This is a genomic window from Arthrobacter sp. 10T413_2 (genome assembly GCF_056394205.1).
The window spans coordinates 20,387-34,725 of record NZ_JBFTHK010000013.1 but is presented as its reverse complement, the minus strand read 5'-3'; the positions used below and the strand labels follow the sequence as shown (position 1 = coordinate 34,725).

The window sequence follows — 14,339 nt, the reverse complement described above, 5'->3', positions numbered from 1 at the left end:
CATCCCCCACCTTCTCTCTCACCGGACCTACGCGGCGCGGCGCCGATTCTTTGCGGATCCAGCCGGCGGTTGCCGGTCTCATGGACCCGGTTCAGCAATTCACTCTGTGTGCCTAGGGAAAAACTAGCGCTGACGGACCGGAAGAAACCGGAATCGGCGGCTTCATGTGGTCCGGGCGGGAGAAGTATGCGGGATCTGCGGGATTGTGGATGTGGCGATCCCTCGGTCGGCTGCGAGCCCGCTCCGGGCAGGACAGGGGCTCCGAGCAGGCGCATCCCTAGACGGCCAGGACGGACGCCTCACGGGCTGGCTCCGGTAATGGAACTGTTCCTCCGGTAGACACAAGGCACGTCAGTTGGGAACGTGACTGGACCCCCAGCTTCCGATATATCGCGGTGAGGCGCACTTCGACCGTCCTGACGGAGACGAACAGCGAGGCTGCAATTTCCTTGTTGCGCCGGCCGCGGGCGACGAGCTGGACCAGTTCGCGTTCCTGGTCCGAGAGCAGCGGCAGCGCCGGGCCGTGGATCTCCGGGACATCCTGCAGGTGGTCGCCGAGAAGCATTGCGTCCACGGTCTGTGTCCACGACGCGGCTCCCGCCTCTTCGAACAGCGCTTTTGCCTTCAGCAGGGCGTTCTTGGCGTCTTTGTGCCTGCCGGAAGTCTCCAGCCGCTCGGCGTAGCAGAGATGCGTCCTGGCACGTTCGAACAAGGAATCATCCTTCTGCCAGGAATTCAGGGCCTGGACGAAGAGTTCCAGGGAGTGGTCTCCTTCCGCGACCAAGGCCCGGGAGCGGGAGACCGCCATCCGCAACCATTGGGACCTCAGGCCGGCGGCCCGGTACTCCATCCCGGTGAGGGCCCGGGCGGCCTCGCGTCGGTGGCCCGTCCGGGCCAGCACCTCCACCAGGTCGGCCTCGCAGCGCAGAAGGGCCGGATTGTTGAAACCGACTCCAATTTCGACAGCCCTCGACAGGAAGGTGCAGGCCTCCTCAAGGTCGCCCCGCATCAGCGCAAAATGCCCTTGGCACGCAAAGAGCTGCGCCGCCGCCGGCGCTGGCGCGTCGGCGCTGACAAACGTTTGAGCCTCGGCGAGGCAATCGTGGGCCGCCACCTGGTCCCCGACCGAATAGGCCCGCCAGAGCAGAAAATTGTTGCGCATCCCGCGGTGGTACTGCTGGCTTGTCGCTGAACTCGCAATTTCATCTATGAGTGCAATGGCGGAGCGAAAGTTTCCGGCGCGGATTTCATTGTCCGCTGCGAAGTATCGCGCCGTCTCACTCCAGTTCGCATCGCTGGCCGCGCTTAAGTTCCGGACAAGGGAAAAGAGGTCGCGGGCTCCCTCGTAATTCTCGGCATATGTCAGAGCGCGCCCCTTGAGTAGTAGCGATGCCGGGGAACTGTTGGCGTCGCCGTCGGCTGCTCGGGATATCTGTTCAACGCTCCCTTTTACGGCGCCGGCCAGTAGTCTTGCGCGCTGGTTCACGGCCAGGGCCTCGCTGGACGCTTCGCCCAGGAAATGTTCCGCGTGCTCCAACAGTTGCTCGGCATCCTCGACCTGCCAGCGCTCGGCCATGTGCAGGGCGCCGATGGAGAGGAGGCAGGCGGAGAGCCCCGGATCATGATGCCCGAATTCCTTAATGAGCCGAAGCATCATGCTCGGCCGCACGGAATTGCCCTTCATCAGCTCCATCTGGAAATCGAGCCCGGTGAGGCGCAGCGTCAGCGCACGGTTTTTCGTGATCCGTTGTGCCCAGTCCAAGTAGCGTTTCGCATAGACGAATTCCCCCCTGCTGAACAGCACTTCCGCGACTGTGCCTAGCCTGGCAGCCGTCTCTGCCTCCCAGGGATTGATGGTGAGGGCCCGCTCGATGTACTCGACCGCAGATTGCGTCTCCTCCGCCCGCACAAGTTCAATGGCGTGGCGGAGCAAGGTGAATGATGTGTCCCGGCGCACGGCCGGGGTGTAGCTCAAGTGCCACGGCCAGGCCTGTCGATCCGCTTTTTCGGCGACCGCAGCCAACGCGTGGTGATGTGCGGTTCTTTCCGCAGGTTGCATAGCCGAGAAAACGTGCGCGCGTAGCATTTGATTCTGAATGCTGAGGTGCGAACCGGTTTGGACGGCTATTCCGGCGGAGACAATTTCATCCACGCCTGCCCATAGGTCCCCGGGCATTTCCTCCAGAAGAGCGGCGCTGCTCCGGTAAGAAAGGGAAAGGAGGTCAAGTGCCCGCCGTCCTCGTGGCGAAAACGCCGAAATCGATGCCGCCAGATCAGGCTCGAAGCTTCCGTTCCAGTGCAAGGGGACAGGGAGGGCGTATTGCCCCTGCAGTTGGCGCTGCATCAGCTGATTGTAGAGGTTGATCGATGCCAACGGATTGCCGTGAGTAGCCGCTGCAACAGCGTGGATTACTGCTGTGCTGCCCACTCCGGGCGTTATGGCTTCGAGCATTCGTACAGCGTCGCTGAGGCTCAAATTCTCCAAGTGAAGAGTGGCCAGCCGGGCAAACGGACTCTCCGGCGCCTCGCCGCGCATGCTTGCAATGAGCACCAGTCCTGTTCCTGCAAGGCGGCGAGCCAGGAAGCCGAAGACAATCTGGCTGGCAGGGTCGAGTTGCTCGGCGTCGTCAATCACCACAACCGTCCGGTCCGCGGACCATTGCCGGAGAGCGGAGAGGAGCATCGTTGAAATGTCCGCGGCGTCGAGGTTTCCGCGCGGTGACGTGGCCACATAGTCGGTGAGGGGCGCCAGCGCGGGGTCGTCAATTCCGTTGAGCAGCGCGGTAAGGCCGGAAAAGGGCCAACTTGACTCTGAAGGATTAGCGCGGAGGAGGACCGTCCGGTACTCATCCCACTTGGCAATTTCCGCGAGCAGCGACGACTTGCCGCTTCCATGACCTCCCGTAACCGTCATCGCGGACTCGCGGGGGCTTCGGATCAACGCAAGGACGCGGGCGATTTCCTTGTCTCGGCCAAACAAAACCATGTGCCCCCCATTTCATCCCTCGAGACCGTTCAGAACTGGCATCATCTCCTTCTGGGAAAAGAAATAATGAAGCCAATCTGAGCTGCTAATCCTCACAGTCCAATGCTTCTTCCAAAGCAAAGGTCCGAAATCGTGCTCCGGGGCGGGAGCGGAATCCCTGACCAAATGGCCGTGCTGAAGCAAATATAGCTTTGGGCCTGCCGGACTACTATGGCGCACGAATAATCGAGTAGTGGTTCGGGCGAATTCGAGTAGTGCGACCGCAATGTATGCGGACCATTTGAAGCGGACCCCGCCTGCCCCCCGCCGGCCCCAACCGGCACGAGGGTTAGGCGGTCAGACCGACCACGAGGTTGAGTGTGGCGGCCAGGATGATGGTCCCAAAAACGTAGGACAACAGGCTGTGCTTGAGCGCCTCGGCACGCACGCCATGGTTTTTCAGCGCGGTATCCGAGACCTGGTAGGTCATCCCGAGGCTCGTCGCGAGGTACGCGAAATCCGTGTACTGCGGGGGTCCGTCCTGATTGAAGTCGATCCCGCCAACGGCCCCGCCCGCACGTGGCTCCGTGCCGTAGTAGAGCTCCGCGTACCGCAGTGTGAACAGGGTCTGGACCAGCAGCCAGGACAGCGCCACCGATGCCAGGGCCAGCACCCCGCCGCCGAGGCGCGCCACGTTGTCGCTGCTGTGTGAATCGATGACGACGGCGACCACCGCCACAAGGCTCGCCGCATTCGTGGCCAGGATCAGCAGGTCGGTGACGCTGCGGGACGGGTCCTCCGCCGTGGCGTGGGCCCGGGTTTCGGCGGGGCCCAGCCGGCCCACGACCAGCCAGACCCAGATCACATAGCAGGCCGCGGCGCAGCCCCATCCGACCGCCGGGGCTTCCACCCAGTGCCCTGCCATCCCTGTTGCCGCGGCGGCGAGGAGTCCTACCAGCACCATGACGGCGAAGCGAAGCCGGCTGCGGCGGACCGGCGGCAGCGCGGTGTCGGTGTCGGTGTCCATTTTCAGATCATGACACAGACCGCCGGCGGGCTCCCCGACCCCCGCCCGCGCGGCGGTTTTCCACATGAGGGTCCTACCCTGTTCCCGCCGCCGGGCGCCCGGGCTAGCGTTGACCCATTAGGAATCGCCGAAACAAGCCACGATGCACTAAGATATTGAAGTCTGTGCTGCGCCCTGCCTCCGTTCCGGTGGTCGGGCATCGCACGGCACCGCAAATGAACCTCCTGTTACGGAAATGCCGTAACCGCTTAGCCCAAAGGAGGTGGGTTCACATATGCGTCCTTACGAATTGATGGTAATCATCGACCCCGAGGTCGAAGAGCGTGCCGTTGAGCCGTCGCTTCAGAAGTTCCTGAACGTCATCACCAACGATGGTGGAACCATCGAAAAGGTTGACATCTGGGGCCGTCGTCGCCTGGCTTACGAAATCCAGAAGAAGTCCGAAGGTATCTACGCCGTGGTGAACTTCACCGCTGAGCCGGCTACCGCCAAGGAACTTGACCGCCAGCTGAGTCTCAACGAGACCATCATGCGCACCAAGATCACCCGCCCTGAAGAGCAGAAAGTTGTTGCTGAGTAATTCAGCGGTCAACCTTCAATCTTCATCCCCGCAGGAACGCACAAGGAGGCAGTAGATGGCAGGCGAAACCACTATCACGGTCATCGGTAATCTCACCAGTGACCCCGAACTCAGGTTCACACCGTCCGGTTCGGCCGTAGCGAATTTCACCATCGCTTCTACTCCCCGTACCTTCGATCGGCAGTCCAATGAGTGGAAGGACGGGGAAACCCTGTTCCTCCGCGCGTCGGTCTGGCGTGAAGCAGCCGAAAACGTCGCCGAATCCCTGACCAAGGGCATGCGCGTGATCGTCTCCGGCCGGCTGAAGAGCCGTTCCTACGAAACCAAAGAAGGCGAGAAGCGCACCGTTATCGAGCTCGAGGTCGATGAAATCGGCCCGAGCCTGCGCTACGCCAATGCCAAGGTCAACCGCACCCAGCGCTCCGGCGCTGGGGGTGCCGGAAACGGCAGTCAGGGCGGCTTCGGCGGCGGCAACAGCGGCGGTTTCGGTGGCAACTCTGGTGGAAACCAGGGTGGCAACGCCGGTGGAAACTGGGGCGGCAACCAGCCCGCAGCGCAGGAAGACCCCTGGGCCACGCCCGGGGTCAGCAATGCAGGCGGCGGCTGGGGCAACGGCCCGGATTCCGAACCTCCCTTCTAAACAACATTTAAGGTCCGGCAACGAAAGCCGCCGGGACGCCGCAAGGCGGCCGGGTGCAGACTGCGCCGGATCACCACCATCCCGTGGATCAATATCCACGGGCTCCATCGAATAGGAGCTCCACGATGGCTAAGGCTGAACTCCGTAAGCCCAAACCAAAGTCCAACCCCTTGAAGGCCGCTGACATCACTGTCATCGACTACAAGGACGTAGCATTGCTGCGCAAGTTCATCTCCGACCGCGGAAAGATCCGCGCCCGTCGCGTCACTGGCGTCACGGTGCAGGAACAGCGCAAGATCGCCCAGGCAATCAAGAACGCCCGCGAAGTTGCTCTGCTGCCTTACTCCGGCGCTGGCCGCGGCTAAGGAAGGGATTAACTAACATGGCAAAGCTCATTCTGACCCACGAAGTAACCGGTCTCGGTGCTGCTGGCGATGTTGTCGAGGTCAAGGACGGTTACGCACGTAACTACCTGCTGCCCCGCAACTTCGCCCTGACCTGGTCCAAGGGTGGCGAGAAGCAGGTTGAGTCCATCAAGGCTGCCCGCGTTGCCCGCGAGCACGCTTCCCTGGAAGACGCTCAGAAGCAGGCCGCTGCACTCTCCGCCAAGCCGGTCAAGCTGGTCGTCAAGGCTGGCGCAACCGGACGCCTGTTCGGCACCGTCAAGCAGGGCGACGTGGCCGACGCTGTTGAGGCCGCTGGCCTGGGCCGCATCGACAAGCGCAAGGTTGAACTGCCGGCACACATCAAGTCGACCGGTTCCTACCAGGCAAACGTCCGTCTGCACGACGACGTTTCCGCTGTGATCGAACTAGACGTCGTCGCAGGCAAGTAGTCCTTTCGACTACTCGCCTCCCCGGCTAGGCAGTCCTGGACTGCTGGAAGGCCCCCGCCGTCGGATCCCTCTGAGGATCCGACAGTTGGGGCCTTCTGCTTTAACGTCAACGCGGGTCCCTCACGGCCCATATTGGGCGGCGCTGCTGCTAGCCTGCTGCGGTGAACCCCGATCCCGCCGCGGCGCCCCGCCTTCGTCCCTTCAACCAGGTCGACGTCTTCTCCGCCGAGCCCTACCGCGGAAACCCGCTGGCCGTCGTCGTCGACGCCGAGGGGCTCGCGGCAGGGACGATGCAGCAGTTCGCCAACTGGACCAATCTTGCGGAGACCGCGTTTCTGCTGCCGCCCACGCACCCCGACGCCGACTACCGGGTGCGGATCTTCACCGGCAGCGAAGAGTTTCCCTTTGCCGGCCATCCCACCCTGGGCTCGGCGCACGCCTGGCTTGAGGCGGGCGGCATCCCGCAGCAGGACGATGTGGTGGTCCAGGAATGCGGTGCCGGGCTGGTGAGGGTGAAGCGCGACGCCGGACGCCTCGCGTTCGCGGCCCCGCCGCTGACCCGCTCGGGAGCGGTGGCGGAGGAAGACCTGGGGCGTATCGCCGCCGGCCTGGGGCTGCCCCTGGAAGACCTGCTGGATGCGTCGTGGCTGGTCAACGGCCCGGACTGGATCGGTGTGCTGCTGGAATCGGCGGAACAGGTGCTGAGCGTCCGCCCGGACTATGCGGCTATGACCGGGCTCAAGGTGGGCGTCATCGGGCGGCACCCGGCCGGATCCGCCGTCGACTTCGAGGTGCGCACCTTCGTTCCGGGGGACGCCGCCGCGGAAGACCCCGTCACGGGCAGCTTCAACGCCGGCGCGGCCCAGTGGCTGATCCGCAGCGGACGTGCTCCGGAGGCCTACGTCGCGGCGCAGGGGACAGTCTTGGGTCGCGCTGGCCGGATCTACGTCGAGGCCGCCGGTGAGGACATCTGGGTGGGCGGAGATTCCACGAGCTGCATCGAGGGATGGGTCATGCTCTGAGCCGTTGCGCCATCTGCTGTGGTTGTTATTCCCGCCTCTTAGGGACCAGGAATGATGGCGCAACGGCGGCGGGAATAAATCCACGCGGCCGGCTCTTGAGTAGGTAGATGCAAACGCATGTATTGGCGTTGCTGACCTGGATTCAACTTAGGAGCACTCCGTGGAAACCCGCCGTATCACCGTTATCTCCGCCGGACTCGGCGTCCCCTCGTCGAGCCGCCTGCTGGCGGATCAGCTGGCAGCTTCGGCCGAGCGGCAGCTTGCTGCGGCCGGCTACGCCGTTGACATCGAGGTCGTGGAACTGCGGGACCTCGCCGTGGACATCGCCAACAACTTCGTGACCGGCTACGCAGCTCCGCGGCTGGCCGACGTGATCTCCGGCGTCGAGGCCTCTGACGGCGTCATCGCCGTCAGCCCGGTGTTCAGCGCGTCCTACAGCGGGTTATTCAAGTCCTTCATCGACGTGCTCGATCCCAAGGCGCTGGAGGGCAAGGCGGTTCTCCTCGGTGCCACCGCCGGCACGGACCGGCACCAGATGGTGCTGGACTTCGCGATGCGGCCGCTCTTCACCTACCTTCGGACCCGGATCGCGGCCACCGCGGTCTTCGCCGGTCCCCAGGATTGGGGAAACAACGACGACGGCGGCTCGCCGCTGTCCGTGCGTGTGGATCGGGCAGCGGGGGAGTTCGTCCGCCTGCTCCAGGACGCAGGGTCGCAACAGAAGCCGGCCGTGCTGGAGTCCCTGCCGTTTGAGCAGCTGCTCGCCGGGATCTCCGGCCAGCGGTAGCGTCTGCAGGCCGGGCAACCCGGGCCTCTTCGAGCTGTCCGTGATCAGTCGTCGAGCAGAGCGATAAACTCTCTGGCCTGCTTCATGGAAATATCCGAGTGGCGGGTCAGTGCGGTCGCCGCCGCCTCGGTGTCTCCGCTCTTGGCCAGGGTGCGGATTCTCCCGTAGATCTCGTCATTGAGCATGTTGCTGCTCACCTCGCGCGTGACGTCGCCCTTGCTCGCGATCGCGCGGTAGCGGTACGAAAACCGCTGCGGCACCTCGTCCTCGTCCGGGGCCGGCTCCTTGACGGCCTCTGGGGCACGGAACGGCTGGGGGTGGGCCGCTAGAGCCGCGACAGCGTCGCGGGACGCGCGGAGGCCCTCTCCCGTGGCTTCGAGGTACACCTTGATGGCAGCCATGGCCTGTCCCTGCGCGATCAGTGCGTACAGCCGCCGGTGTTGCTCCTGATTGAGCTTGGCGGCCACCGCCCGGGCGAGCTCCGCGGAGTCAGGGTCCGGCCGTGGCATGGCCTCCGGTCGGGAGCGTTGGCCGCGGCGGCTCCATGCCCGGACCGCCAGCAGCACGCCGGCGGCCACGAGCACCAGGATCAGTACGGGAATGAGCAGTGCTTCCATGTGCTACAGCCGATCTACATAATTCTTAGCGGTCTTGAAGTCTGAGTGCGTCGACTGCCGCAGCAGCCGGGTGGCCTTGATCTTATGGCCGCTGCGGGCCAGCGCCTGCAGCTCCTGGAGGAGCTGGGGACTGAGGTGTCCGACGGCGAGCAGGGGGTCTCCGTGCCGCGTCCCTGCAGGGGCCGAGGCGTTCCGGGAGAGCAGCGCTGAGCGGGCATGGTCCTCTTGTTGCGACTGCTGCTGGGAGTTCTGGCTGGGGCGCGTGGTGGCTTCAATCCGGGCTCGCGCGGCCACGGCAGCCTCGACTTGCGCGGCATAGTGGGCCTGGGACTTTACTGCCAGTTCCCGCTGGTAGCGCTCGGCGTCCGAGATGCCGAAATTCCGCGGCTTCAGGGCCGTGGCGACCGTCCAGAGCACAGCCGCCAGAATGAGGCCAGGCAACATGACTATCAGTACATCGCCCATGGTTAGAGCTTATGCCAGATTGCGGTTATCCACAGCATGTTCCGCACCGCGCCTACAGTGCGCAGCGGCCCGCGTCAACTCCACCTCAATCCTCCCCACTGGCGTGAGTCCGCTCACAAAATGCGCGTATCGGGCCGCGAATGTGGCCTCCCAAGCCGCGGCGTATCCCCAGCCACAAGGTGCAGGCTGTGGATGAACCTTGGCGAAAATTGTTTTGTGTCCACAAGATGAATCCAATGTTTCCGCAGGTCAAGAATGGATTACGGACTCAACTTTTTTTCTATCCACAGCTCTACCCACAGACTGTGCACAAGCATCTGCCACTAGTGCACAGGTTATCCACAGGGGGGCGCGCCGTCCGGGTTGGTGCCTGCCCGATCGGGGGATAACGTTGCAGGATATCGGGCTTTGGAAGCGGAAATCCTTCGGTCGCCGGGCGGTGCCCACTGAGGAAACCCGCCCCCGGGATCCCGGCGGCGTACGGCCGCACCAGCGCTGTGGATAACCGCGGCAGGGAGGACCGGCGGCGAATTGTCGGAGCTGACTGATACGAATTGGGTGGCCCGGTGGCGCCAAGCCGTGATGTTGGGCATCACAGCCGTTGGGATTCACCGCAGCTGGCACCACAGCGGGTAGGCACCGCAGCTGGCACCACGGCGGGTAGGCACCGCAGCAGTTAGGCATCAGGGCAGCTGGGCATCACCGCACAGCGCTTACGCGCCGCGGCGAAAGGATATCCGCCGCGGCACACAATGAAGGACGGCAGTTTTGTCAGTTACGCATCTGGACTCAGTCGAGGGTACGCGGGGAGCCGAGGGCAGCCGCAAGCCCCCGCAGGACATTCCCGCGGAGCAGTCAGTCCTGGGTGGCATGATGCTGTCCAAGGACGCCATCGCCGACGTCGTCGAGATCCTGCGCGGCCAGGACTTCTACCGTCCGGCACACGAAACCATCTACGAGGCCATCATTGACCTCTACGGCCGCGGTGAGCCTGCCGATGCCGTGACGGTCTCGGACGAGCTGACCAAACGCGGTGAAATCAACAGGATCGGCGGACCCGCCTACCTGCACGAACTCATCCAGACGGTCCCCACCGCCGCCAACGCCGGGTACTACGCCGAAATCGTGGGCGAACGCGCGGTGCTGCGCCGCCTTGTGAACGCCGGCACCAAGATAGTCCAGCTCGGCTACGGACAGGACGGCGAGGTGGAGGACCTCGTCAACCAGGCCCAGGCCGAGGTCTACGCCGTCGCCGAACGCCGCACCGCTGAGGACTATGTGGTCCTCAAGGACGTCATGGAGTCCACGGTGGACGAGATCGAGGCCTCCGGACACCGCGGGGAGGGCATGGTGGGTGTCCCCACCGGCTTCTACGAGCTCGATGAACTGACCCACGGCCTGCATCCCGGCCAGATGATCGTCATCGCCGCGCGCCCCGCCGTCGGTAAATCCACATTCGCGCTGGACTTCGCCCGCTCGGCCGCCATCAAGAATAACCTCACCACCGTCATGTTTTCCCTCGAAATGGGCCGCAACGAGATCGCCATGCGCCTGCTGTCCGCCGAGGCCACGATCGGCCTTCAGGACCTCCGCAAGGGCACCATCAAAGACGAGCAGTGGTCCAAAATCGCCACCACGATGGGCCGGATGAACGATGCCCCGCTGTTCATCGATGACAGCCCCAACATGTCGCTTATGGAAATCCGCGCCAAGTGCCGGCGCCTGAAACAGCAGCATGACCTCAAGCTCGTGATCCTGGACTACCTGCAGCTGATGAGCTCGGGCAAGAAGGTGGAATCCCGTCAGCAGGAAGTCTCCGAGTTCTCCCGTGCGCTGAAGCTCCTGGCCAAGGAACTCCAGGTCCCTGTGATTGCACTGTCGCAGCTGAACCGTGGCTCGGAGCAGCGCCAGGACAAGCGGCCCATGGTCTCGGATCTGCGTGAATCCGGCTCCATCGAGCAGGATGCCGACATGGTGATCTTGCTGCACCGTGAAGACGTTTACGACAAAGAGTCCCCGCGCGCCGGTGAGGCGGACATCCTGATCGCCAAGCACCGTAACGGCCCCACGAAGGACATTGTTGTGGCCTTCCAGGGCCACTACTCACGGTTTGCCAACATGGCGGCCGACGCCGGCGGTGGCGGCGGCTTCTAGCCGCCCCGCCCGGCCAGGACCAACCCGCCCCGCCCGGCCAGGACCAACCCGGCCCGGACCTAGCGGCCGCCTGCCGCGAGCAGATGGTTGGGCAGCCGGTTCCCCGGGGCCCGGCCGCGGATTTCCAGCAGTTCGCGGGCATGGGCGTGCAGCCGCTTGTCTTCCTCGGAGACCGGAACCCACTGCGGGATCGGGACCGACGTTCCCGTCTCGTCGCGGGCCACCATGACCGTCAGGCAGTACGTGGTGAGGTTCAGCTCGCGTCCCTTGGGGTCTCCCGAACGGACGTGCACGGCGATGTGCATGCCTTTCGTGCCGGTGTACACCAGCCGGGCCTCCACTTCCACCACGTGGCCGATCAGCAACGGACGGTAGAACCGCACGCCGCCGGAGAACACGGCCACCGTGTCCTTTCCGCAGTACCGGGAGGCGCAGACGTACGCGGCCTCGTCGATCCATTTCATAACGATTCCGCCGTGGACCTTGCCGCCCCAGTTCACGTCAGTGGGCGCCGCCATGAACCGCAGCACCACGCGTTCGGCCGTGCCGGCATCGGTATATTCCTGCTCGCTCATGGCTTGGACGATTTCTTCGCGGACCTTGATCCGGGCCAGCGCGTCGTCCCGCTGGTCGATTTCTGCCGGCGTCGCGGGTTCAAACTGAGGCACCGGTATGGGTTTGCCGTCTGCGCCCACGGCCACGAAGATCACGATGCACTGACTGCGCATGGTGGCGGGTCCGCCCTTGGGATCGCTCGAGGACACCACGGTGCGGATGTGCATCGAGGACCGCCCGGTGTAGACGATCGTGGCCTCGACCTCCACCATGTCACCGCTGTTGACCGGATCTGCGAAGTGGATGTTTCCCACGTAGGCCGTCACGCAATAGGACTTTGACCAGCCGACGGCGGCCGCGTAGGCCGCCTTGTCCACCCACTCCAGCACGGTGCCGGCGTCGACCGAACCGCTGTGGCCGACGTCGGTGGGTGCCGCCAGGAAGCGCAGGGTCACGGAATTGGGCGCGTTCTCGCTCATGCTGTGAGTTTACTGAAGGGCCGGCCGGGAGCCGTGGGCCGGCGACACAATCGCTGTCCGGGACGCCATAACCCGCGCCATAGGAACCCGGTGACATGCGACGGCGGGCGGCCACCGCGAGGTGACCGCCCGCCGGGAGCGCTGGAAGGTGCCGGGACAAACGCCTCAGGCGAGGACGCGGAGCCTGGATCCGCTACGGCCAAAGAGCGCCTTGTCCACGGAGACCGTGCCGGCGCCAACGAGGGCCACGGCCAGGGCGGCGCCCGCCAGGATCAGCACCAGCTCGTAGCCGCCGGTGGCCACGAAGACGCCGGCGGAGGCGTGGACCAGGAAGAGGGCGCCCAGCATGTCCAGTGCGAGGAGGGCGGCGAAAACGCGGGTGAGCACGCCCAGGATCAGTGCGACGCCGCCGACGAGTTCGAGGGTCGCGACGACGGGGGCCACCGCCTGGGCCGCCGGGACGCCCATCTGGGTGAAGGCAGCCTGGGTGCCGGCGATGGTGAATTCGTTGAATTTCTGCCAGCCGTGGGCCGCGAACAGGAATCCCGTAATAACGCGCAGGATGGTTCGGGCGGAGGTGGTCAGTGCGGGCTGGTTCATGGGGGCCTTTTCTCGAGTGGACCGCCGCTTCGGCCGGGGCGAAACGATGGGATCCCCAAGAAGCGGAATCCCCAAACCGCGGAACGGGCCGAAACAGCGAGGAAGTTGTACTTTCAACTTTAAAGGTTCCCCGGTTTTGTTGAAATGTCAACTAAATGACGCCGGGCGACGTCGTGTTCACCCCGCTAGGGTTAAGCCGTGCCTGCCTCCCCTTCCCTGCCCAAGACCCTGCCGCCGTCCGTGGGGCATCGTCGGGAAATCCTCCGCCTGGCGGTGCCGGCGTTCGGCGCCCTCATTGCCGAACCGCTGTTCCTGCTCGCGGATTCGGCAATCGTGGGTCACCTCGGAGTTGCCGAACTGGCCGGCGTCGGGCTCGCGTCGGCGGTCCTCCACACGGCCGTGGGTCTCATGGTGTTCCTCGCGTACTCCACGACGCCGGCGGTCGCACGGGCCATCGGCAACGGCCAGCTCGCAAAGGCCCTCGCTGCCGGACGGGACGGCATCTGGCTGGCGCTTCTGCTGGGCATCGTCCTGGCGATCGCCGGGTTCCTGGCCGCCGGGCCCCTCCTGGACCTTATGGGTGCCCGCGGCGAGGTGCATGGGTATGCCATGGACTACTTGCGCGGGTCCATGCCGGGCCTGGTGGCGATGCTGCTCATCTTCGCGGGCACCGGCGTGCTGCGCGGACTTCAGGACACCCGGACCCCGTTGGCCGTCGCCGCTGCCGGATTCACGCTGAACATCTTGCTGAACCTGTTCCTCGTCTACGGGCTGGGCTGGTCCGTGACAGGTTCCGCCGTGGGCACGAGCATCGCGCAATGGGCCATGGCGGCCGTGTACGTGCTGATCGTCCGGCGCAACGCGCGCAACCACGGGGTGTCCCTGCTGCCGGACTGGCGCGGGATCCCGGCCCTGACCAAGGTCGGCTCCTGGCTCATGCTGCGCACGCTCAGCCTGCGCATCGCGATTCTTGCCACGGTAGTGGCGGTGACGGCCCAGGGTCCCGTCAATCTTGCTGCGCACCAGCTGGCAACGACCATCTTCACGTTCTTCGCCTTCGCCCTGGACGCCCTGGCGATCGCGGCCCAGGCTCTGATCGGCAAGGAACTCGGGGCGGCCCGGCCCGGCGCCGTCCGGGCGCTGACGCGCACCATGACGCGGTGGGGACTCGGCTTCGGTGCCCTGACCGGGATCCTCCTCGCGGCGGCCGCGCCGTGGGCGGGCGCCCTCTTCACGTCCGACGCCGAGGTCCGGGCGGCGCTTACGCTCGCCCTGTGGGTCCTCGCCGCGGGCCAGCCGATCGCCGGCTACGTCTTCGTCCTCGACGGCGTCCTCATTGGAGCGGGCGACGCCCGGTATCTTGCGATCGCCGGCGTCGTGAATCTCGCGGCCTATCTTCCCCTGCTGCTGGCCGTGTGGCACTCCGGCATCGGCGGCGGCGCGGGGCTGCTGTGGCTCTGGGCCGCCTTTTCCCTGGGCTACATGGCGGCGCGGGCGTTGACGCTGGGCCTCCGGGCGCGGACGGACCGCTGGATGGTCCTCGGCGCGCGGTGAGCCGGCCCGGCCGGGGGCCGTCGGACTCTGCCGGACCTCCGCCGGCTGGCGTCCCGCTC

At 65.1% G+C, this 14,339-nt stretch carries 14 protein-coding genes; 8 read left to right on the top strand and 6 right to left on the bottom strand.

Features of this window, described 5'->3' with window-relative positions:
- Positions 1 to 277 precede the first annotated feature (277 nt).
- Together AC1DBQ_RS04225 and AC1DBQ_RS04220 are read right to left on the bottom strand one after the other, a co-directional pair.
- Positions 278 to 2,986: a helix-turn-helix transcriptional regulator gene (locus AC1DBQ_RS04225; protein ID WP_476927304.1), complete on the bottom strand. Its 2,709-nt coding sequence runs from the start codon at positions 2,984 to 2,986 to the stop codon at positions 278 to 280.
- A gap of 328 nt (positions 2,987 to 3,314) precedes the next feature.
- Positions 3,315 to 3,992 (bottom strand): DUF1345 domain-containing protein, encoded by a 678-nt coding sequence (locus tag AC1DBQ_RS04220; RefSeq protein WP_476927303.1) that lies wholly within the window; start codon positions 3,990 to 3,992, stop codon positions 3,315 to 3,317.
- Positions 3,993 to 4,266: 274 nt separating this feature from the next.
- Between AC1DBQ_RS04220 and rpsF the strand changes: the two genes are divergently transcribed.
- The 6 genes from rpsF (at position 4,267) to AC1DBQ_RS04190 (ending at position 7,856) form a co-directional block, all read left to right on the top strand.
- Positions 4,267 to 4,572 carry a 30S ribosomal protein S6 gene (gene rpsF, locus AC1DBQ_RS04215; protein ID WP_026266755.1) on the top strand — a complete coding sequence of 102 codons (306 nt, stop codon included), beginning with the start codon at positions 4,267 to 4,269 and terminating at the stop codon, positions 4,570 to 4,572.
- 55 nt (positions 4,573 to 4,627) lie between these two features.
- Complete coding sequence (locus AC1DBQ_RS04210) at positions 4,628 to 5,212, top strand: single-stranded DNA-binding protein (RefSeq protein ID WP_476927302.1); 585 nt, start codon at positions 4,628 to 4,630, stop codon at positions 5,210 to 5,212.
- 125 nt (positions 5,213 to 5,337) lie between these two features.
- Entirely contained in the window at positions 5,338 to 5,577 is a 240-nt protein-coding gene (rpsR, locus tag AC1DBQ_RS04205; protein WP_003800144.1) for a 30S ribosomal protein S18, read from the top strand.
- Positions 5,578 to 5,594: 17 nt separating this feature from the next.
- Positions 5,595 to 6,047 carry a 50S ribosomal protein L9 gene (rplI, locus tag AC1DBQ_RS04200; RefSeq protein ID WP_018775331.1) on the top strand — a complete coding sequence of 151 codons (453 nt, stop codon included), beginning with the start codon at positions 5,595 to 5,597 and terminating at the stop codon, positions 6,045 to 6,047.
- Positions 6,048 to 6,208: 161 nt separating this feature from the next.
- Positions 6,209 to 7,069: a PhzF family phenazine biosynthesis protein gene (locus AC1DBQ_RS04195; protein ID WP_476927301.1), complete on the top strand. Its 861-nt coding sequence runs from the start codon at positions 6,209 to 6,211 to the stop codon at positions 7,067 to 7,069.
- A gap of 160 nt (positions 7,070 to 7,229) precedes the next feature.
- Positions 7,230 to 7,856 carry an FMN reductase gene (locus AC1DBQ_RS04190; RefSeq protein WP_476927300.1) on the top strand — a complete coding sequence of 209 codons (627 nt, stop codon included), beginning with the start codon at positions 7,230 to 7,232 and terminating at the stop codon, positions 7,854 to 7,856.
- A 44-nt stretch (positions 7,857 to 7,900) separates the two neighbouring features.
- Here the strand turns inward: AC1DBQ_RS04190 and AC1DBQ_RS04185 are convergent, their stop codons facing one another.
- Positions 7,901 to 8,473 carry a hypothetical protein gene (locus tag AC1DBQ_RS04185; protein WP_476927299.1) on the bottom strand — a complete coding sequence of 191 codons (573 nt, stop codon included), beginning with the start codon at positions 8,471 to 8,473 and terminating at the stop codon, positions 7,901 to 7,903.
- 3 nt (positions 8,474 to 8,476) lie between these two features.
- A complete protein-coding gene (locus tag AC1DBQ_RS04180; RefSeq protein WP_476927298.1) occupies positions 8,477 to 8,938 on the bottom strand; it encodes a hypothetical protein in 462 nt (153 codons plus the stop codon).
- Between the two features lie 768 nt (positions 8,939 to 9,706).
- On the opposite strand from AC1DBQ_RS04180, the gene dnaB reads away from it, so the two are divergent.
- A complete protein-coding gene (dnaB, locus tag AC1DBQ_RS04175) occupies positions 9,707 to 11,092 on the top strand; it encodes a replicative DNA helicase (protein ID WP_091248443.1) in 1,386 nt (461 codons plus the stop codon).
- A 59-nt stretch (positions 11,093 to 11,151) separates the two neighbouring features.
- Here dnaB and AC1DBQ_RS04170 read toward each other — a convergent pair whose 3' ends face one another.
- Positions 11,152 to 12,126: an acyl-CoA thioesterase gene (locus tag AC1DBQ_RS04170; protein WP_476927297.1), complete on the bottom strand. Its 975-nt coding sequence runs from the start codon at positions 12,124 to 12,126 to the stop codon at positions 11,152 to 11,154.
- A 165-nt stretch (positions 12,127 to 12,291) separates the two neighbouring features.
- Positions 12,292 to 12,726 (bottom strand): DoxX family protein, encoded by a 435-nt coding sequence (locus tag AC1DBQ_RS04165; protein WP_476927296.1) that lies wholly within the window; start codon positions 12,724 to 12,726, stop codon positions 12,292 to 12,294.
- A 198-nt stretch (positions 12,727 to 12,924) separates the two neighbouring features.
- On the opposite strand from AC1DBQ_RS04165, the gene AC1DBQ_RS04160 reads away from it, so the two are divergent.
- Positions 12,925 to 14,280 (top strand): MATE family efflux transporter, encoded by a 1,356-nt coding sequence (locus tag AC1DBQ_RS04160; protein WP_476927295.1) that lies wholly within the window; start codon positions 12,925 to 12,927, stop codon positions 14,278 to 14,280.
- Positions 14,281 to 14,339 lie beyond the last annotated feature (59 nt).